The sequence below is a fragment of the Halobacillus dabanensis genome, assembly GCF_900114165.1.
Lineage (GTDB): Bacteria > Bacillota > Bacilli > Bacillales > Halobacillaceae > Halobacillus > Halobacillus dabanensis.
Genome location: NZ_FOSB01000017.1, coordinates 1 through 20,804, shown reverse-complemented (window position 1 = coordinate 20,804; position 20,804 = coordinate 1). Strand labels below are relative to the sequence as shown.

The following is a 20,804-nucleotide window of genomic DNA, read 5'->3' as shown; positions in this document are numbered from 1 at the left end:
AAAGAACGATAAAAGGGTTGAAAGGCATGATTAAAAAGGTGTGCACCAAATGTCAGCGTTCCTCCTTTAGTAGCAGTAATGGTCGCTGGATTTGTCCTATTTGTAAAGAAGACTTGACTCAATTATCACCACTCCCGGCTATCAACCGCACTTCCAAGACACCCAAAACTAAAGCTATCCACCTCTACTATAAAAGCAAGAATGCTTTATGAAAGTATATAGCTATTTAGAGTTATCAACATGTGAATAACATACTTCTATACTGAAATTTCTCCTCTCCTACCTGTTAAAGAAAATGGAGTCTTAGGGAAAAGGGAGTTTTAGTGGAATTGTATATAAAAAAGGTTACGCAATGTTTGCGCAACCTTTTTTTATCATTAAGGCAAGTATTTACGAGGGTTTACAGAGTTAGAACGACTGCCATTCCAAGAACCTTCATGAATTTCGAAGTGTAAGTGCTGTCCTGTAGAGTCACCTGTACTTCCCATGTTACCGAGGAACTGTCCTTGAGAAACGGATTGCCCGGCAGATACTGCTGGAGCACTTCTCATATGAGCATACACAGTAGTAAATGTTTGTCCTTTATACCTATGAGAAATCATAACTACATTTCCGTAACTGGAAGAATAATTTGCTCGGATTACGGTTCCATCAGCAGACGCACGGATTGGTACTGTACCACCTGCAGCCATATCTATTCCCGAGTGAAGTCTCGGAGTTCCATAGATAGGGTGAATTCTGTTTCGATCAAACTCAGAGTTAACAGGTGCACTCGATGGCCAAGCAAAAAATGATCCACTATTCGATGATGCTTGGCTGGACGAACTTGAGCTAGAGTCTGTGCTGGAACTTGAACTACTGTTCGTAGTTGAAGCACTAGAGCTATTAGATGCCTTCTTCTCTGCAGCTGCTTTTTCTGCGGCAGCTTTTTCTGCGGCTCTTCTTCTCGCTTCTTCTTCAGCCTTTTTCTGACGTTCAATTTCTTTTTGAATCGCTGCTTCTTGTGCGGCTAATGTTTCTTGTTCTTCTTCAAGGTCCATCACATGGTTATGAGCCATTTCTTCATCTTTCTCCAGGCTCTCCATTAATTCATTTTTTTCTTGCTTTTTACTTTCTAAATCCTGTTTCAAACCTTCAAGTTCTCCGAGCTTCTCTTCTAGAGAGGCTAGCTCTTCTTCTACTTGTGCTTTTTTCTTTTCGACTTCTTCTTTATCTGCCTTGTGCTGCTCTAATATTTCTTTATCCTGTGAAGCGATAGTGTTCAAGCTCATGACACGCTCTAGGAAGTTCCCAAAACTCTCCGCACCCATGAGGACATCTAAATAATCAACAGCCCCACCATTTTGGTACATGGATTTCACACGGTCTTTTAACAACTCATCACGTTCTGCGATCCGCTTTTCTAGTTCTGCAATATCTGCTTTCAATTGCTCTATGTTTTCTTTCGTTTGTGCAATTTCATTTTCTTTTGTTTCAATCTCATTCATCGCTTCCATCACTTGCTTGTCCAAGCGAGCAATTTCTTCATTCACTTTTTCTTGTTCTTTTTGAAGTCTATCAATCTCTTCTTGCTTTTCTTTTTTCTCTTGCTCTTTCTCCGATTGTTTCTCCCGGTTCTTCTCAAGCTTCTCCTGATTGGATTCAGCTGCAACAGTATTAGAATCGATTGGTAGTCCAGATAAAACTAAGCTAACGGTCATAGCGGCTATTAAAACTTTCAGCTTCACTTCTTTTCCTCCCCCGGATCCTTCCCTGTGTATAGAATAGTAGTTTTATAGTTTATACTTTCAAATATTTACGAATGGATGTAAAACTTCCCCAAAGTCCAATGAGAACTCCCATTGCGAGTAAAAGTGCGGATACTTTTAACACGAAAGGGTAAGCCGGTAGTAGTTCGATGAATAGGGTTGGAAATCTCGTTGTTATCTCTGTGTAGAGATAATCATACCCGAATACGACTACAACAATTGGAATTGCTGATCCCAATATACCGATTAATATTCCCTCAAAAAGAAATGGCCAACGAATGAACCAATTGGTCGCACCCACCATTTTCATGATTTCAATCTCTCTCTTACGTGCAACAATCGTAATCCTAATAGTATTAGCAATTAGGAACATTGCTGTAAACAAAAGTCCCGCTATAATCGCTAATCCGACGTTTCGCGCTACGTCCATTACACTAAATAGCCGTTCCACGGTTTCTTTTGCATACTCGACTTTTTCCACACTATTAAAGTCTTCAATTGTCTGCGCAACCATGATGGTATCTTCTGGTTGCTCTGTTTTCACAACGAAAACATCATTCAATGGGTTTTCATCTTTTAATGATTCGAAGGCTTCTCCATCATCACCTAGACTTTCAATGAGCTGGTTCAAACCCTCTTCTTTCGACTGAAATTCTACAGAGGATACAGCTGATAATTCTTCTATTTGTGCTTGTAATTGATCCTGGCTGGCTTCCTCTGATGTTCTATCAATAAAGACACGTACTTCCACGTCTTCTTCTATTTGTGTTCCAATGTCATTCAAGTTCAAAAGGAGTGCGGCAAATACCCCGACTAACAACAGAGTGACTGTCACAGCTGATATGGAAGCTAGTGACATCCATCTATTTCTTGTCAAGCTTTTGACCCCTTCTTTACCATGGCGACCGAATGTTTTAAGCTTCATGTCCCAGGTCACCCCATGCAATCCGTTCAATCATTCTCTCTTTTTGAACGGTATCCCTCAAAACATAAGATGCTTGACTGCGGTGATGTTGATCGAACAATTTATATCACTTCCTACTAAACTCTCATTTTTGTTTATCTATGATGTCGATTCTATGTAATCCTGCTCGTCTGTCTCATTTACCTTATTCATTATATCAAAGAAATTCGCTAAATAAAGACAAATTATTATTACATTTATGTTTCATAGCATTACAGAATGCTGAATCCCCTGTCGTCTATTCGACAAATTTTGCGTAAGTGCCTTTCCTGACCCATTAAATTAAATAGGTCTTTATGCCCGCATAAAGATAAAAAAAAAGACAACTCAAAAGAATTGTCTTATGTTTTTCCCATATTCATTTTCTTCAAGGTCTCCAGCTCACGTTTCAACCTCATATTTTCCTCCCGTATCGAATTCAGACTCTCCGATTTCTTTTCAACAGGTAACAAATTAACTTCATACCAAGACTTACAATACGCATCATTCACTTCGCTTGTGCGTCTTACATTAGCGAGAGGAAAGTGAGACTTCAAGCGGACGACTTCTCTTTCTGATAGCCTTAATTCCCGAAAGTAGATGCCTTCCTTGAATGATTCTGACAAAAATTGCTCAAATCCACTTTTTGCCATTGTGAGCACCCCTTTGAAGATTGGTTTTACATTATAATATAAGACCACAAGGAGCCATTCATGACTTTTGATATACAGTTTCTTTGACGACTACATTAGCAACGACTTCCATTGGATCAACCAATGGTACAGGTAAGTGGTAAGGCTTTAAAACAAGCCCAATTTCTGTACAACCGGAGATAATGAGTTCGGCACCATTATCCATCAATTCCTGAGAGGCTTCTTTTAAAAGGTGTAATGGCTCACCGCCTGTATTGCCACTTTTAATACCATTCTTCCCATAAATCGCACGCATCACTTTATCATTTTGAGTGTAAGGAGTGGGATTGATTACATGAAGGTAATCCAAATATTCGTTAAAAAGTCCTGTTTCAAGCGTCCCCGTTGTAGCAAGCACTCCTATTTTCTTTACATGAGGATAATAATCTTGAATATATTTCTTTAACTCCAAAAAAGCATTCAGTAACGGGAACGAGACGGCTTTTTGGACTTCCTCTATAAAATAGTGGGATGTCATACAAGGGATGCATGCTACATCTACATTCAGCTTTTCAAGGTTTTTAGCAGTATGAATCATTTCTGGAACAGGATTTGCACCTCTGCCGGAAATCGCTTCCGTACGGTCAGGGATTTTGGCATTGCTGTCAATAATGACCCGGAAATGATCTTGATCTTTACTGGCGTTCGTCGCACGGATGATCTTCAAATAACATTCGGCTGTAGCTTCAGGTCCCATTCCCCCAAGTATGCCGATGATTTTATCATTCACTGTTTTGCCTCCTTACAAAAGACCGGAACCTTTTTCTAAGATGACTTATAGGATTCCTGCTACTCTGTTTTTCAATGGTTTAAACAATTTCTCTTCATCTATATCTGGTCGTGTTTTGTTTAATTGTTCAAGTGCAATTTGAGCACCTGGATCCATACCTTGGCAACCAGCTAACAAGACAACATCATCCTCTTGTACTTCTGACAAAGCATGGTGAATAGCATCATCTAATTCCCGGTAAAGGTCAACATGGATGCCAGCTTCCTTCATCATTTCCTGAAAGACACGCAACTCTTCCTCTGTCACGACATCCTTTTCCGACACATGAGAGTGACTGACTGTTGCAATCACTTCAGTTAGTCCAAGTTTCGGAGCCCACTCAACAATAGCCTTGGCGTTCTCTCTGTTTACTGTAACCCCTCGACTCCCACGGATAGCATAGACAAGTTTAAGGTTTTCGTAATCCATTTGCTGCAGTGTGTTCAGTGTAACGTTTATATTACCGTAATTCGCGAAGTGATCATCAAGGATTTTAAATTCATCTTCAAAGACCATTTCAAATCGACGCTCTACTCCACCAAATCCTTTCAAGCCGGATTGGATTGTTGGAATCGGTACCTCATTCAACAACCCAACAGCTATAGCAACCATGGAATTATAAACGGAATGATAGCCAGGTGTAGATAATTCAATCGTAAATTCCTGTGGTTCTATTCTTTCATCCTCCACAATGATTGGCTTCCTGATTTCAACAGTGAATTTTGCTCGCCCAGTAGAAAGATCGAGATTCTTACAAATAAGATCGCCATCACCTGTTTCAACGCTGAAGGTCAGCAAGTTCGCCTCCGTTTCCTCTACGAGAGAAGCAGAGTAAGGGTCGTCCAAGTTCAGGATTGCCCATTTCCCTTTTTCTGCATTACGGATTAAGCTTGCTTTACTATTGAAATATTCTTCAAAAGACCCATGTAAATCGATATGCTCGCGACTGATATTGTTAAGGCTCACAATATCAAAGTCCACACTACCGACACGGCTTAAATCAAGTGCAGAGGAGGATACTTCCATAGTGACATGGGACACGTCATTATCTCTCATTTGGGCGAAATAGCGATGCAAGTCCAATGACTCGGGCGTTGTCAGTTCTGTAGGTTCCGTGTAATCCCCATATTTAACCACCACTGTACCAATCAGGCCAGTCTTCAATTTATGCTCCTCCAAAATTGCATCGGCCATGAAGGATGTTGATGTCTTACCATTTGTCGCTGTAATCCCAACCGTTTTCATTGATTGGGAAGGATGGTTGTAATAGGCATCACTTAAAGCTGCCAGGGCACGACGACTATCACTTACACGATATTGTGGCAATGAATCCCAACCGGGTTGATAATCTTCGACCACAATTGCAGAGGCTCCATTTTTAACCGCTTCTGCGACATACATGTGTCCATCTGTCTTAAACCCTTTTATACAGACGAATACATCTCCTTCTTCCACACTCCTTGAATTGTAAGCAAGCCCTCGGACCTCCAATTCGACATCATTCCATGCTTCAAGCACTTCAATGGATGATAATAATTCTTTTAACTTAGCCATTCGTATCTACCTTCCCTGCCATTGTTTTTACCATTTAGATTGGATAAATGGATTCTCCTCCGTACACACCGTTCGTCTATTGGTTAGCATTTCCTACGGTCACTTATTCCTATTCTCCGCAACATGCAGCACTAGTTTATTTCTTATTCGTCACTTTACCGACAACTAGGTTTGCAAGCTTCTTACCAAAGGCAAAAGCCGGTTTCGGATCTTTCGGATCCCAAATCGCGTGAGCTTTTGGCCTGAAATATGATTTGAGTACTTTCTGCGGTGACAGTTGCCCTGTTTTTATATATTCTCTTACGGCTAATAAATCTTCGTAAGCATACCAGAAAACGAGGTTCTGATCTTCTTCTATCGCTTTAGGCTCTATAGGGTTGCCGGTTAGCTCACGATAGGTGATATAAGGGATATTGATCCCCGCCTTTTGTAATAAATGATTCAAATTAGTAATGCGAACATTGATCTCAATCAAATAATAGTCCCCTGTTTCCGCATCTTTTTTGAACTCGATTTCTGCGAATCCTTTGTATTGGATACCTTCTAAAAACTTCGAACCAAGATCATAGAGTTCCGGCACATACTTCTGCTGAGTATACACAGAAGCCCCATAATTTACAGGGAACTGACGAAGCTTTTGACAAGTGACCCAGTGAGTAACTTTGGAGTCTTGATTCAAATAAGCATCAAATGTGTACATATGGTCATCGAACCCTGGTATGATCCTTTGCACGATGACTTCTATATTTTCCTCTTTCGCTTGTTGTACTTTCTCTAACAGTTCTTCCTTGTTATAAACTTTGAAAAGTTTTCTTCTGAATTTGGCTACAAAAGCTGGGGAATCGACCGGCTTTACCAGACATGGGTATTTGATTTCCTCTTCCACTTTTCCAACGAGGTTTTCATCATCCATCTCGACTGTTTCAGGTACGGCTACTCCATGTCGGGAGGCCAAAGTATGAAGGGTGCCTTTGTCCATTATCTTAGTATATAACCCTTGTTCTTTTTGGGGAATAAGGAAATGTTCCCGTAATTCCGGAAGATGATCGTCAACGAACTCGACATATGGATCCGCTGTCGGAATAAGTACAGGCGGGCTGTCTTGATTTTTTGCATAATCAATTAAAAAAGTAACCAAGCCTGCTGGATCCTCTTTATAATGAGGGCCTATCAATGCTTCAGAACAATATTTGGACTCCAATCCGTACGCACCTTCCCAGGCATAATCCACTGCTGCTACGTGAACATCGTGCACCCCAAGACACCTGATCGTACTTAGTCCGATATAATAGTTAGCTCCTAAAACAACCGCTTTATTTCCCATTGAGAAATCCCCTTTTCCATCAGTTAGAATCTGTAATCATTTATTATAAATAACTATCGCCATCAGCTTTTTCTTCATATATGTAAACATTCTTATTCTACCACAAACACCTAGGTAACAAAACGTAAACCCACCCGTCTTGAAACTGAGTCCTCAAGAATAGGGAACTCCTATGAAAAAGTTTGTGAGGGTATATAAAAAGTGACCCCGGCTGACAGGGTCACTTTGAAAGACAAACTAGTATTTATTTAAACGATTGATGGCTGAAATCCATTTCAGTAGGGAGCGGCTCTTGGGAGACAGTGGTATTTTCAACCTTCTTAACGCGACGTACGACTTTATCAACCGAATATAATACAAGGAACGTAAGCAAAACTGTCAGTGATAATATATAAAGAGATGTAAGCATGATGCTATAATCCCCTTTCCCTAATAATAATAATCTGGATATATCAATAAATCCTAGTATATAATACCAGATTTTACGATTAAGTAAATATATTTTTTTAATTCTTTTAAACGCATTAAAATACTCCCTCATACACCTTCATCCAAAACAGAACACCCATTAAGGGGTGTCCTGTTTTCTTGTTTCTCTACCCGGAGATATTGGGTGAAATTCAAAAGCGTCAGGAAAAGGGAAAGTAATGGGATTAGAGACGAAAGTCAACCTCTTTAAAATAATCACTGTTTGTTTTCCATGCTTTTGCTTCGACTAACCCTCAATCGTCGAAGTTCACCAACATACCGAGGAACAAATGGCGGGCGGCTTCAGTCCATTGCCCTTTAGAAGCTAATTCATCCGCTTTTGCCAATGTCTTTCCTGTGACCATGATAAATCTTCAGATGAAGAAAATGTTCGCTTCTGTGCCAGCTTTTTTTCCCCTGATATTCGACCTGATAGTTTTACCATCAAAAATATTAGAATACCGATACCAATCAAGCCAAAGAAGTAAATCCAGCCGTTGATCGTACTTCCTGATATATGGAAATCAGGAAACCATGTCTCTAACAGGCCTTCGACCCATTGGCCAATTAAGTCAATCAACCGTTGGCTGGCAGTTTGTGTTTCCTTCTCATAGGCCTGGTACTCTGATTTTTCGAGTATTTCTTTCAGTCGCTCTTTGCCTTCATTTTGCTGGCTCATATGTTTCACCTACGTTCATGATTCTTTGTAAGAGGCAATCATGTCCTTCAAATCATCCGCTTCATTTCTCGTTTTCAAGTCAAAGAACAACACGGTATATCCCACCATCAGGAATAAAGTCGTAATAATTGATGCTATATCTGTAAAGATGCGGCCAAGTACACTGCCGCCTAACAACAGCACCGATACTCCTTCCATAACGGAGGTAAGCAGGAAGGCGATGATCATGAATACGATGAACAACCCTAATGTTGCCCAGAACCTTCCTTTTGTCAGTTTCCAGCTTTTCGAAAATCCTGGAGCAACTTTTTGAAAAACGACAGAACCAAAAAACATACTCAACTTAACCGCGAAATAAGCTAGAACTCCCAAAAAGGCGAGTGCAAGAATAATCGTGATGATCAAGCCTGGACCAAATCCATCCCTTGCAAAACTGACGCCTCCCATCATGCCAAGGAGGAGAAAACCTAGGAAGAAGACAACCCCAAAGATGACGCCCATCAATGCAGTACTACCGACTAGTGGGAAAAATCTTGAAAATGCCCCTTTCATAACCTGGCTTTTCTTCCAACTTTCTTGTTTCATTACTTTACTTGTGGCGATAATAATGGAAGCTTGTGCCATCGGGTAGAGAATAAATGCGAGTACAGTAGACAGGACTAGGTAGATGACCTCCATTCCCAAACCAAGATTGTTAGCGACAATCTCCTGTGTCGTCGCAGCCGAATCCAAATTATTGATAAACCCTTCTGTAAAACCACCTTCTAAAGAATCCCGGAAAATACTGACCCCGCTTAACACCATGAACAAGTAATCGATTATGTATATTGGTAGACTTAAAATCAATAAAACGAGAAATAGTGGACCAAAATTTTTCTTTGATATACTGAATGTATAATCAAGTATCTCACCAAATGATCTTGGCTTTGTCTGTGGTTGTTCCATACTCATCCTCCTAACTGGTATCTTCTTACTATTCTAACATTTCACACATTCCTTTTGACAAAAAAAGACAGATGTTTCATAGTTTCCTTATTAGAATGAAAGTGTAAATATTCTTGAACATTTACACAAGGAAAAGAAAGGGAGTACGTTATGAAAGAAAAAGTTGGATATTGTACAATTTGTGGTAAAGAACTTTTCTGTGAAAATGGCTTCTTGAACGCTATATTAGAGAACGACCATACGTTAGTCTGCTTCCCTTGTGAAGAAAGGAAGAAAAAGGATGTTGAATAATACAGTCGAGCTCTACCCTTACGATCCAGATTGGCAGTTGAGATTTAAAAAAGAAAAGGAGATCATCACTCGAACTTTGGATCCATCTCCTCTCCCCATGGAACATATCGGGAGCACATCGATACCAGGAATGGTTGCTAAACCAATCATTGATATCTTATTAGGGGTGGATGATTTAACCGATTTCTCTCGATTGATTCCCTCTCTATCAAGAGCAGGATATGAATATATTCCCAAACCTGAATTAAAGACACGTCGATTCTTTAGAAAAGGGGCTCCTGGTCGTGGCATCTGTCACTTGCACCTATGTGAATGGAATGGAGAAGAATGGAACGAGAAAGTATTTTTTCGAGATTATTTAAGATTAAATCCTGAGGAAGCTTCCGAGTATACCGCATTAAAAAAACAACTAGCAAAGGACTATAAGCATCAACGGTCTTTATATACAGAAATGAAAGGCCCGTTCATACTATCCATTATCAAAAAATCCAGAGAAAAAGGTTGAGAATCACAGACGACCCTCAACCTTTCCACCTTATAACTTCTTAAAGTATTCGCAAACCGTTTCTATTCCTTTTGTGAAATTTTCAAGATGGAAGTGTTCGTTAGGTGCATGCAAGTTCTCTGTAGGCAACCCGAACCCCATCAAGACGACGGGAGCATCCAACACCCGCCCGAATACTTCAACAATCGGAATCGATCCGCCTTCTTTCGGGAACAATGGACGCACATCATATACATTTTCAAAAGCATCAGCTGCTGCTTGAATATAAGAGTTTTGAGAATCGATCGCCACAGGATCTGCCTTAATATACTGATGGAGACCCACTTTAGCACCCACAGGCTTATTTTTATTGATATGATTCTCGATCGCCTCGTAAACCGCCTGAGGGTCTTGCTCTCCGACTAGTCGGCAACTGATTTTCGCACTCGCTTGTTTAGGGACGATCGTCTTCAAACCTTCTCCCTGGAATCCACCTGTAATTCCATTAATCTCCAAAGTTGGACGTATGCCGACCCTCTCCTGGAAGGTAAACCCTTCTTCCCCATATAAATCCTCAAGGTCTAGCTCCTGCTTTGTCCGCTCTTCGTTGAATGGTACCTCTGCCACTTCATTTCTTAAAGCTTCCGTGGGCTCAGGGACACCATCATAAAAACCATCGACTGCAATTTTCCCATCCTTCCCATGCAAGGAATCAAGCAATTGCACGAGGGCATGAATGGAATTCGGCACCCCGCCACCATAAGTTCCTGAATGCAAGTCAGAATTAGCTGTCGATACAGTCAATTCCATGGCAAGCGCTCCGCGAAGAGATGTGCATAGAGCTGGCTGCCCTTTTTCACTGAAGGACGTATCACTTATGACCACAGCATCACAGGCAAGCTTCCCTTCATTTTCACTAATAAACGGAGCAAGGTTCGGACTGGCAATCTCCTCTTCCCCTTCTATGACGAATTTGACGTTGACTGGAAGTTCGCCTTCTTCTTTCATCAGTAAATCTACGGCTTTGATATGAATAAAGAGCTGGCCTTTATCATCTGTAGCCCCACGAGCATACAATTTACCATCACGTATGACCGGGTCAAACGGAGGAGTGTCCCACAAGTCAACTGGATCTTCCGGTTGAACATCATAATGACCATAAACGAGGACAGTAGGCTTTCCTTCAGCATGAAGATAGTCCCCATATACAACAGGGTGGCCGTTTGTCGGAATGACTTCAACATTTTCCATTCCTGCATCCTTCAAGGCATTTGCTGTCCAATCTGCAGCTCGCTGTACGTCTTCTTTGTGTTTCGATAAGGAAGATATGCTTGGAATGCTTAGATACTGTTTCAATTCCTCAATAAACTGATCTTTATGTAATTGCACTGCTTCTTTCATCATAGGCCCTCCTAAATTCTGTTTATTCTATTATACAAGAGATTACCGAATAGCATGAAACGACCTCATTGGCAGGAAGTAATTTAAATATGATAATAAGGTTAACATAAATAAGCCCCCATACTTTACGAGGCACCTCAGCACACTAAATAGGAGTGGCCAGTCATCTATACTGGACACTCCTATGATTAATAATACATGTGGTAAGTAGGATATTATAGCATGGAAATAATGAAGCTAATCACAACGATTAAACCAATGATCATTAAAATTGTACGAATCATGGGATCACCTCTTCGTCTTTTTTTGTGTTTGTTCTTCCTTTCCCTTATATTCACGCCATTTAAACAATCTATACGAAATATCGTTCCTTTTCCCCCATAAAATCTTATCTACTAGGCTTTTTATCCTCCACTAAAGCTCCCTTTAAGGGAAGACTCAGTTTCGAGACTTTAGGGGGAGTTTAGGGTCTACGGGAAAAGGTTCGCTTTCCGTGGGGCGGGCGGTGAGCCTCCTCGAGCTAAAGCTCTGCGGGGTCTCGCCTGCCCATCCATTCCCGCAGGAGTCTCCCCGTTTTCCCCACCCACCATACGGATAAAGAGATGCTCGAAACTACCTTCACAGGAGAGAAGCATTGGGGGCGGAAAATGCTATCCCCCCGACGTTATAGCATAATTCTTCCAGTCACATATGGCAGGTTCATGTAAGGTGATTTCGAGAAACACATATAGGCCAGGGGCGGAACGTTCCCGTAGCCCCTAGAGCGCTCACAATAACTCGAAATTGTGTCTTCCGGAATACTGCCATTTTGTTGAAGATAGGAAGGGGGAAATCAACATATTTTTCATAAAAAAACCGACCTTGGGTGGTGGCCCAAGGTCGGTTTTATTTCATATTTATACCATTTGTCGATCCCAATAACGGTGGGCGGCTACAGCTTGCGTAAATTCTTTTGCGAATCCACTTGGATCATCCCCAGTCACCACACCATTATATCCGTCCAGTTTATTGAGGCTTAGCCATTCGATACCATTATGAGTGGCACCAAGTGGTTTGTAATGAGAAAAGGCTTCATTCAGGAAATGAGAAGCATGCTTTTTGAACGCTTCTCCTTCCTCCTTCCCACCGACTGCATAGAGAGCATCATACAGGACGGAATCGATTGTAAGGAATGTATGATCCACTTTTAATTCAGTACCGCTCTCACCTTTGATGGTTCCTTGCTTTTCACTGATTATTTCCGTCACAATTCCCTCATCAGAAAGCTTTTCAAGCGTCTTCTTCACATCTTTGTCATTGAATCCGTTTGCCAATATGACACCAACTTTACGCGTGTCTGGCTTGTGTACGGTATTCGCTTGGCTTAGCGCTGGGGAAGCCTTAGTTACATCGGAACCACCACTTTGTGGAGGGGTGACACCAATGTTCGGTGCGAATCCTTGGACAAGCTCCAAGCTGACGTTAGAGAACATTTCTACGATATCCTCGCGGACCGATTCACTTTCTACTTTTCCTAGCTCAAAACTGAATGCTTGAATGATATGTTCTTTTTCATGATCACTCATACTATTCCAGAACAATGTCGCTTGGGAGAAATGGTCTTTGAAACTTTCACTCCGCGCGCGTACTTTATGCCCTTCCACTTTCTCCTGGTAGTGTGAATAGCCACCCTCTTCTTCACTTGCTGGGGTTGGTGTATTTTTCGCCAAGGAATTTTTATGGTAACTGACCTGCCCTCTATTTATCGTCTGACGGCCATATCCATCCCGCTGGTTGTTAAAGAACGGGCACACAGGACGATTAATCGGCAGCTCGTGGAAGTTCGGTCCGCCTAAACGAATCAACTGTGTATCTGTGTAGGAGAATAGACGCCCCTGAAGCAATGGGTCATTGGTAAAGTCGATTCCAGGTACTACATTTCCAGGGTGGAAGGCGACTTGTTCGTTTTCAGCAAATACGTTGTCCACATTTCGGTTCAATGTCATTTTACCGACGATTTGGACCGGTACATCTTCTTCTGGCCACACTTTAGTCGGATCGAGGACATCAAAATCGAAATTGAACTCGTCTTCTTCCGGTATAACCTGAATACCCAGTTCATATTCAGGATAGTCACCATCCTCTATAGAACTAAATAGATCACCACGGTGGAAATCCGTGTCCTTACCATTGATTTTCTGTGCTTCGTCCCATACGAGGGAATGTGTACCTAATACCGGCTTCCAGTGGAACTTAACGAAGTGAGCTTTCCCTTCTTTGTTTACGAGACGGAAGGTATGGACACCGAAACCTTCCATCATTCGAAAGCTTCTGGGAATGGCACGGTCGGACATTGCCCACATGGCCATATGAGCGGACTCCTGGTTTTGAGCAATAAAATCCCAAAATGTATCATGGGCTGATGCCGCTTGAGGCATTCCGTTATGTGGCTCTGGTTTTAGCGCGTGTACAAGGTCAGGAAATTTGATAGCGTCCTGGATGAAGAATACAGGTATGTTATTTCCGACTAAATCATAGTTCCCTTCTTCTGTGTAAAATTTCGTTGAAAAACCACGTACATCACGTACAGTTTCTCCCGAACCTTTGGAACCGGCGACGGTCGAGAACCTAACAAAAGTCGGCGTTGTTTTTGATGTATCATTCAAGAAGTCTGCCTTCGTATATTTTTCAAGAGATTCATACAATTGGAATTCCCCGTGAGCGGAAAATCCTCTTGCGTGCACAATACGCTCCGGGATACGCTCATGGTCGAAATGGGTCATTTTTTCACGAAAATGAAAGTCCTCCAGAAGAGTCGGTCCACGTTCACCGGCTTTCAGAGAGAATTCATCCTCCGATACTTTGACCCCATGGTTTGTCGTCAGATGCTTTCCAGAGTCGTCTACCCTAAACTGATCAAGCTGCTCGTCTTTACTAGTACGTTTGTTACTCATTGAGCTCCTCCTTGTAAACCATTCATTGGAACGGTAAGTATTTAATAACCATTACAATGTAAGTACCCATCCATTCGACAAAATAAACACAACCATATAGTTTTATAGGTGTGTTTACCGATTTGACCTTACTTTCCATACTAATTAGAAATACGTCAGCTAGCCACTGTACATTAGAACTGGATACGTACACACTCAGGGAGTAGTGTACAAGTATGGTTTTCTAAATAACCAAAAGAAGCGGAGACAACAAAAAACGCGTGAAATCAGAATGGATCATCTTGATTTCACGCGTCTTTATTTCAAATTAGGAAAGACAACAAGTGTATCCCCCAGTCACTTCAAATAGAAGTGTTTATGGCAGTTGAGTGCTTCCCATCATATAACGGTCGCATTCGCGGGCCACTTCACGCCCTTCATTAATTGCCCATACAATTAGGCTTTGGCCACGACGCATGTCTCCAGCTGCAAAAACACCTTCCACATTCGTCGTATATTTCCCATACTGTGCAGCAACGTTCGAACGCACCGTCGTTTCAATACCCAGCTTATCAATCAAATCTTGTTCTGGTCCACTGAAACCGATAGCAAGCAAGACAAGGTCTGCTTCCCATACTTTTTCTGTTCCTGGAATCTCGGTACGGACTTTGTTGCCTTTTTCATCATAAGAGAGCGCAACATCTATTGTATGCACTTCTTTGATACGGTTGTTTTCATCGCCTACAAATTTCTTTGTCATGACAGCATAAGCACGTGGATCTTTATCAAACTTCGCTTCTGCTTCTTTTTGACCATACTCGACGCGGTGAATGATAGGGAACTGTGGCCATGGGTTGACTTCGTTATCACGTGTCGAACCTTTTTTATCATAAATATCGAATTGAGTTAATGTCTTACATCCGTGACGCATAGATGTAGCCATACAGTCGGTTCCGGTATCCCCACCACCGATAACGATGACATTTTTATCTTTCGCACTGATGTAATTTCCATCCTGATGATCGGAATCAAGAAGGCTTTTTGTATTGGAATGAAGGAAATCCATTGCATAATGGATGCCTTTCAAGTTCCGTCCATCCACCTCAAGGTTCCTTGGAGTAGTAGCACCACCACAAAGAATGACGGTATCATATTCTTCATTCAAACGGGACACGGGGTAGTCTCTTCCTACTTCCGTGTTCGTCATGAATCTGATTCCCTCTTGCTTCAAAATGTTGACCCGACGTTCCACAACAGAATAAGGCAGCTTCATTTCTGGAATGCCATACGTCAGCAACCCGCCTACACGATCGTTCCGTTCGTAAACGGTGACCCAATGACCGGCTTTGTTCAGCTGAGCTGCTGCTGCTAGCCCTGCAGGCCCTGAACCGACAACAGCAACCTGTTTACCCGTACGGTAAGCTGGTGGTTGTGGTTGAACCCACCCTTCTTCAAAACCTTTTTCGATAATGGAACGTTCGACACTACGAATAGCCACAGGAGGTTCGTTGATGCCTAAGACACATGCCCCTTCACAAGGTGCCGGACAGGCGAAACCTGTGAATTCCGGGAAATTGTTCATTTCATGTTCCTTCTGCAAAGCTTCCTTCCACTTTCCTTGATATACAAGGTCGTTCCATTCTGGAATAAGGTGATACACAGGGCAACCTGTTGTGATGCCGTTGATCTCCATTCCGGAGTGGCAAGTAGGAACGCCACAGTCCATGCAGCGTGCCCCTTGCTTTTGTGCTTCTTCATCTGACAGGGGAAGTTTATAATCTTCCCAATCTTTTATTCGTGTTTCAGGATCGCGCTCCGGTGTTGATTGGCGATTGTATTCCATGAATCCAGTAGACTTACCCATCAGATCTCCCCCTTCGCCATTATTTGACTGTTTCTACCGGTTTGTTTCTTTCTTCAAAAGCGGTCATTTCTGCATCAAATTTCTCAAGACCACTATCTTTCAAATACTTGATTTTCTCTTGCATAGCCAAGTAATCTCTCGGGATGACCTTGACAAATTTAGATACATAATCGCCCCAATTAGCTAGAATCTTTTGACCTAATGGACTATTTGTATAAGAAACATGTTTTTCTATCATGTCATAGAGTTCTTGAATTTCTTGTACATCCGAAAGCTGATGCAAATGGACAAGTTCTTTGTTGCATTTTGTTTCAAATGGCTGCTTACCTTCATCAAGAATGTAAGCGACACCTCCGGACATACCTGCAGCGAAGTTACGTCCTGTTCCTCCGAGTACGACGACTTTACCTCCGGTCATGTATTCACAACCATGGTCACCGACTCCTTCGACCACGACTTCTGCGCCACTATTACGTACACAGAAACGTTCGCCGGCTAAACCGTTGATATAAGCCTCTCCGTCGGATGCTCCATAAAAGGATACATTACCGATTATCGTGTTCTCTTCTGGTTTGAAGGACGACTTCTGCGATGGATGGACGATGATTTTACCTCCAGACAAACCTTTTCCAACGTAATCATTGGAATCACCGACAAGTCGCAATGTTACCCCTTTTGGAATAAATGCACCGAAACTTTGACCAGCAGATCCTTTGAAAGTAAGTTTGACGGTATCATCCGGAAGCCCTTCTGCCCCGTAACGGCGAGTAATCTCACTCCCCAGAATTGTACCGGTGACACGGTGGATGTTACGGATGGAACCTGTGCCTTCTACCGGCTCACCTGTCTCAATCGCTTTCTTGCATAAAGGAAGAAGTTCCTCTACATCAAGAGTCTTCTCTAGCGCGTGATCCTGTTTTCTAACAGCATAGCGCCCATATTCAGCTGGAACATTAGGCTGGTAAAGGAGAGCAGACAAGTCGATACCTTTGGCTTTCCAGTGATCGATGGCCTCGTTGGTTTCCAGTACATCTGTACGGCCGATCATTTCGTTGATGGTACGGAAACCAAGTTCCGCCATGATTTCACGTGCTTCTTGTGCAATGAAGCGCATGAAGTTTTCCAAATGATCAGCTTCGCCCGTAAATTTCTTACGAAGTTCTGGATCCTGTGTCGCTACACCTACTGGGCAGGTATTCAAATGACAGACACGCATCATTACACAACCAAGGACTACAAGTGGTGCAGTTGAGAATCCATATTCTTCTGCCCCTAACAAGGATGCGACAACGACGTCTCGCCCTGTCATCATTTTACCATCTGTCTCGACGACAATTCGGTCACGCAAACGGTCGAGCACAAGCGTTTGGTGAGTTTCAGCTAGACCGATTTCCCAAGGGAGACCGGTATGTTTAATACTCGTTCGTGGAGCGGCCCCTGTACCACCGTCGTAACCACTGATCAAAACAAGATCAGCACGTCCCTTTGCTACACCTGCAGCAATCGTTCCGACACCGACTGCGGAAACCAATTTCACACTCACACGTGCTTGAGGGTTCGCGTTTTTCAAGTTGTAAATCAACTCTGCCAAATCTTCAATGGAGTAAATATCATGGTGCGGTGGTGGAGAAATCAGTTCCACACCAGGCGTGGAGCCACGGACTTCCGCTACCCATGGGTATACTTTCTTACCTGGCAGGTGTCCTCCTTCTCCAGGCTTAGCTCCTTGAGCCACTTTGATTTGAATTTCATCGGCATTCACAAGGTAATGGCTATTCACTCCAAAGCGTCCGGATGCGACTTGCTTGATCGCACTTCGCTTCAAGTCACCATTTTCTTCTGGCGTAAAACGCTTCGGATCCTCTCCACCTTCCCCTGAGTTGCTTCGGCCACCGATGCGATTCATCGCGATAGCAAGGGCTTCGTGGGCTTCTTCACTGATGGACCCGAAGGACATTGCACCAGTCTTAAATCTCTTGCATATATCTTCGACAGACTCTACTTCATCCACGGGAATAGATGGACGCTCCTTAAAGGAAAGCAAACCGCGTAGAGACTGCAAGTTGTCATTTTCATCTGTAAGCATTTTCGAATATTGTTTAAAAAGATCATAATCATTGGAGCGACACGCATGTTGCAAGGTAGCAATCGTCTGAGGATTGTATTGATGGTCTTCCCCGTTTTTACGATACTGGAATTCGTCACCAGCTTCGAGTGTACGGTTAGATCCACGTGTTTCCCCATATGCTACTTCATGACGCATGAGGACTTCTTTTTCGATGATGTCAAGACCAATGCCGCCCAGACGAGAAGCCGTCCTTGTAAAGTATTGATCGATAACATCTTTATGAATCCCGACCGCTTCAAAGATTTGAGCTCCACGGTAACTTTGGATAGTAGAAATACCCATCTTGGAAAGAACCTTAATAATTCCGTCTGTCGCAGATTTGATATAAGTTTGGACTGCATCTTCATGTGATTCTGCTTGAACAAGATCTCTCTCCAGTAAATCTCTTAAGGATTCATAAGCAAGATAAGGGTTGATCCCTTCCGCTCCGTATCCAAGTAAAGTTGCAAAGTGATGCACTTCGCGTGCTTCCCCTGATTCTATCAAGATACTCACTTTTGTTCGTGTGCCTTTTCTAATCAAATGATGATGCAAACCTGACACAGCCAGCAACGATGGAATCGCCGCAAATTCTTCGCTGATGCCACGGTCGGAAAGTACTAGTAATGTTGTTCCTTCTTCTACCGCCTGATCAGCTTCCTTACATAAACGGTCAAGGGCGGGCTTTAATCCCCCTTCTTTTGCGTCGAAAAGAATAGAGAGGTTACGTGCACGGAACCCTTCAATGTTCTGTTGACGAAGCTGTTCCAATTCACGATTAGTCAGAATCGGAGTTTGCAAGCGAATCTGACGACAGCTATCCGGCTTTGGATCAACTAGATTCCCTTCTGCCCCGATAGTCGTTTCGACCATGGTAATCAGCTTTTCCCTAATCGCATCAATCGGCGGGTTCGTTACCTGTGCAAACAACTGCTTGAAGTAGCTATACAGCAGCTGAGGTTTCTTAGATAATACCGCGAGAGGGGAGTCATATCCCATAGATCCGACCGGGTCCTTTTTGTCATTGACCATTGGCATAAGAATTTTGTTCAATTCTTCTGTGGTATAACCGAATGCCAGTTGCTGATCAAGCAGATTATCTACTGGGCGATGTTCCGCCATCGGCTCCGGAAGGTCCGCCAACTCGAATTTATGTTCATCGAGCCATTCTTTATAAGGGTGCTCACGGGCAATCTGCAATTTAATCTCATCATCAGGGATGATCTTCCCTTCTTCTAAGTCGACAAGCAGCATTTTCCCTGGCGCTAAACGATCTTTATATAAAATGTCATCCGCAAAAATGTCCAATGCCCCTACTTCTGAGCCTAGTACAATCATGCCGCCTTTTGTAACGTAATAACGTGCAGGACGCAAACCATTACGGTCAAGACAAGCACCGATTTGCTTTCCGTCTGTGTAAGCAAGGGCAGCCGGGCCATCCCAAGGTTCCATCAAGCAACTATGATATTCATAGAAATTCTTCTTGTCTTCCTGGATGGTTTCATCATTCGACCAAGGTTCAGGGACCATCATCATTGCCGTATGAGCAAGGGAACGGCCAGACAAGTATAAGAATTCAAAAGCATTATCAAACATGGAAGAGTCACTACCATTTGAATCGATGACAGGAAGAAGTTTCTCCAAATCTTCCTCACTAAAATATTCAGAGTTACAAAGTTCCTGGCGTGCCCTCATCCAGTTCACATTGCCTCGTAGTGTATTGAACTCTCCATTGTGGATGGTATAACGGTTCGGGTGTGACCGTTTCCAGCTCGGGAATGTGTTCGTGCTAAAGCGGGAGTGCACTAAAGCGAGGGCCGTTTTGAAATCCGGATGATTCAAATCGATATAAAAGGAGTCGAGCTGTTCAGGAATCAGCATCCCTTTATATACGATAGTGTTTGTTGAAAGACTACTAATATAGAAATCATCAAACCCATCTTTCGTAGCAATTTCAACCTCGGCACGCTTTCTTATGATATAAAGACGGCGTTCTAAATCCATTTGTGTTTGAATCTGATCTGATGGAGCGACGAACCCTTGTCTGATGAAAGGTTTTGTTTTCTTCGCATCATTCCCGACGAAAGAATCGTTGACTGGCACTGTACGCCAACCGAGGAACTCTTGACCTTCCTCTTTTACGATCCGTTCGAACGCTTCCATGCATTCGATTCTGGTATCATGGTCTTCTGGTAGAAAAACCATTCCAATGCCGTAATTTCCGGCTTCAGGAAGGTATATATCTTCTTTTTCACATTGAGCTTCAAAAAAGTGATGAGGAATCTGAGTCAGTATGAGACCACTGAAAAAGTACGGTATTTTTTGTGAGAATACGGCTCAGCCCATAAAAAAACTCCCAAGGTCCATAAAAATGGATCTTGGGAGAGGCTGGTGGCCTCAGGTAGAGGATATTATCTTCGCTATCCTCTTCAAGTTAACCGCTATTGCCGTTAACTTGGTTTGTGAAGACACACTTCTTAGACCATACCCTTCGGCACGATCTAAACCATGGAAATTCTTCATTTCCCCATTCTTTCGTTCTTGTGCTGCACGTTCTTTGTATATCTCTTTAAATTCTTTGGTTTCCTGGCGTTGTTTATGTTCATAATATACAGGCGCATTT

General features: G+C 42.5%; 13 protein-coding genes and 2 pseudogenes. 1 reads left to right on the top strand and 14 read right to left on the bottom strand.

The features are described from left to right. Positions 1–377: 377 nt before the first annotated feature. The 9 genes from BMZ58_RS19635 to BMZ58_RS19595 all read right to left on the bottom strand — a co-directional run bounded on the left by BMZ58_RS19635 (position 378) and on the right by BMZ58_RS19595 (position 9,122). On the bottom strand, positions 378–1,727 hold the full coding sequence (locus tag BMZ58_RS19635; RefSeq protein WP_083412907.1) for a murein hydrolase activator EnvC family protein: 1,350 nt from the start codon (positions 1,725–1,727) through the stop codon (positions 378–380). Positions 1,728–1,779: 52 nt separating this feature from the next. Next, complete coding sequence (ftsX, locus tag BMZ58_RS19630) at positions 1,780–2,673, bottom strand: permease-like cell division protein FtsX (RefSeq protein WP_075038223.1); 894 nt, start codon at positions 2,671–2,673, stop codon at positions 1,780–1,782. A gap of 380 nt (positions 2,674–3,053) precedes the next feature. Continuing rightward, positions 3,054–3,344, bottom strand: a complete 291-nt coding sequence (locus BMZ58_RS19625) for a hypothetical protein (protein ID WP_075038222.1) — start codon at positions 3,342–3,344, stop codon at positions 3,054–3,056. A gap of 58 nt (positions 3,345–3,402) precedes the next feature. Further along, positions 3,403–4,113 carry a cysteate racemase gene (gene cuyB, locus BMZ58_RS19620; RefSeq protein WP_075038221.1) on the bottom strand — a complete coding sequence of 237 codons (711 nt, stop codon included), beginning with the start codon at positions 4,111–4,113 and terminating at the stop codon, positions 3,403–3,405. 45 nt (positions 4,114–4,158) lie between these two features. Further along, the gene (locus tag BMZ58_RS19615) at positions 4,159–5,706 is read right to left on the bottom strand and encodes a Mur ligase family protein (RefSeq protein ID WP_075038220.1); all 1,548 of its coding nucleotides are present in this window, start codon (positions 5,704–5,706) and stop codon (positions 4,159–4,161) included. 136 nt (positions 5,707–5,842) lie between these two features. Then, entirely contained in the window at positions 5,843–7,030 is a 1,188-nt protein-coding gene (locus tag BMZ58_RS19610) for a carboxylate--amine ligase (RefSeq protein ID WP_075038219.1), read from the bottom strand. A gap of 244 nt (positions 7,031–7,274) precedes the next feature. Next, a complete protein-coding gene (locus BMZ58_RS21280) occupies positions 7,275–7,439 on the bottom strand; it encodes a hypothetical protein (RefSeq protein ID WP_167360124.1) in 165 nt (54 codons plus the stop codon). 384 nt (positions 7,440–7,823) lie between these two features. Next, positions 7,824–8,177 (bottom strand): hypothetical protein, encoded by a 354-nt coding sequence (locus BMZ58_RS19600; protein ID WP_075038217.1) that lies wholly within the window; start codon positions 8,175–8,177, stop codon positions 7,824–7,826. A gap of 15 nt (positions 8,178–8,192) precedes the next feature. Next, a complete protein-coding gene (locus tag BMZ58_RS19595) occupies positions 8,193–9,122 on the bottom strand; it encodes a hypothetical protein (protein ID WP_075038216.1) in 930 nt (309 codons plus the stop codon). A 280-nt stretch (positions 9,123–9,402) separates the two neighbouring features. Between BMZ58_RS19595 and BMZ58_RS19590 the strand changes: the two genes are divergently transcribed. Then, positions 9,403–9,918: a GrpB family protein gene (locus BMZ58_RS19590; RefSeq protein ID WP_075038215.1), complete on the top strand. Its 516-nt coding sequence runs from the start codon at positions 9,403–9,405 to the stop codon at positions 9,916–9,918. Positions 9,919–9,948: 30 nt separating this feature from the next. Here BMZ58_RS19590 and BMZ58_RS19585 read toward each other — a convergent pair whose 3' ends face one another. From BMZ58_RS19585 to BMZ58_RS19565, 5 genes and pseudogenes are all read right to left on the bottom strand, one after another. Next, positions 9,949–11,298 carry a dipeptidase gene (locus tag BMZ58_RS19585; protein ID WP_139207383.1) on the bottom strand — a complete coding sequence of 450 codons (1,350 nt, stop codon included), beginning with the start codon at positions 11,296–11,298 and terminating at the stop codon, positions 9,949–9,951. An 896-nt stretch (positions 11,299–12,194) separates the two neighbouring features. Next, entirely contained in the window at positions 12,195–14,231 is a 2,037-nt protein-coding gene (locus tag BMZ58_RS19580; RefSeq protein WP_075038213.1) for a catalase, read from the bottom strand. A 355-nt stretch (positions 14,232–14,586) separates the two neighbouring features. Further along, positions 14,587–16,074: a glutamate synthase subunit beta gene (locus BMZ58_RS19575; RefSeq protein ID WP_075038212.1), complete on the bottom strand. Its 1,488-nt coding sequence runs from the start codon at positions 16,072–16,074 to the stop codon at positions 14,587–14,589. Positions 16,075–16,093: 19 nt separating this feature from the next. Continuing rightward, positions 16,094–20,476, bottom strand: a pseudogene (gene gltB / locus BMZ58_RS19570) (glutamate synthase large subunit); the annotation flags it as partial. A gap of 108 nt (positions 20,477–20,584) precedes the next feature. Further along, positions 20,585–20,804, bottom strand: a pseudogene (locus BMZ58_RS19565) (transposase); the annotation flags it as partial.

What these genes read in the sequence shown, in the direction of transcription:
- ftsX (WP_075038223.1), bottom strand. Translation starts at nt 2,673, where the DNA reads ATGAAGCTTAAAACATTCGGTCGCCATGGTAAAGAAGGGGTCAAAAGC.
- BMZ58_RS19625 (WP_075038222.1), bottom strand. Translation starts at nt 3,344, where the DNA reads ATGGCAAAAAGTGGATTTGAGCAATTTTTGTCAGAATCATTCAAGGAA.
- BMZ58_RS19615 (WP_075038220.1), bottom strand. Translation starts at nt 5,706, where the DNA reads ATGGCTAAGTTAAAAGAATTATTATCATCCATTGAAGTGCTTGAAGCA.
- BMZ58_RS19610 (WP_075038219.1), bottom strand. Translation starts at nt 7,030, where the DNA reads ATGGGAAATAAAGCGGTTGTTTTAGGAGCTAACTATTATATCGGACTA.
- BMZ58_RS21280 (WP_167360124.1), bottom strand. Translation starts at nt 7,439, where the DNA reads ATGCTTACATCTCTTTATATATTATCACTGACAGTTTTGCTTACGTTC.
- BMZ58_RS19600 (WP_075038217.1), bottom strand. Translation starts at nt 8,177, where the DNA reads ATGAGCCAGCAAAATGAAGGCAAAGAGCGACTGAAAGAAATACTCGAA.
- BMZ58_RS19595 (WP_075038216.1), bottom strand. Translation starts at nt 9,122, where the DNA reads ATGGAACAACCACAGACAAAGCCAAGATCATTTGGTGAGATACTTGAT.
- BMZ58_RS19590 (WP_075038215.1), top strand. Translation starts at nt 9,403, where the DNA reads ATGTTGAATAATACAGTCGAGCTCTACCCTTACGATCCAGATTGGCAG.
- BMZ58_RS19585 (WP_139207383.1), bottom strand. Translation starts at nt 11,298, where the DNA reads ATGAAAGAAGCAGTGCAATTACATAAAGATCAGTTTATTGAGGAATTG.
- BMZ58_RS19580 (WP_075038213.1), bottom strand. Translation starts at nt 14,231, where the DNA reads ATGAGTAACAAACGTACTAGTAAAGACGAGCAGCTTGATCAGTTTAGG.
- BMZ58_RS19575 (WP_075038212.1), bottom strand. Translation starts at nt 16,074, where the DNA reads ATGGGTAAGTCTACTGGATTCATGGAATACAATCGCCAATCAACACCG.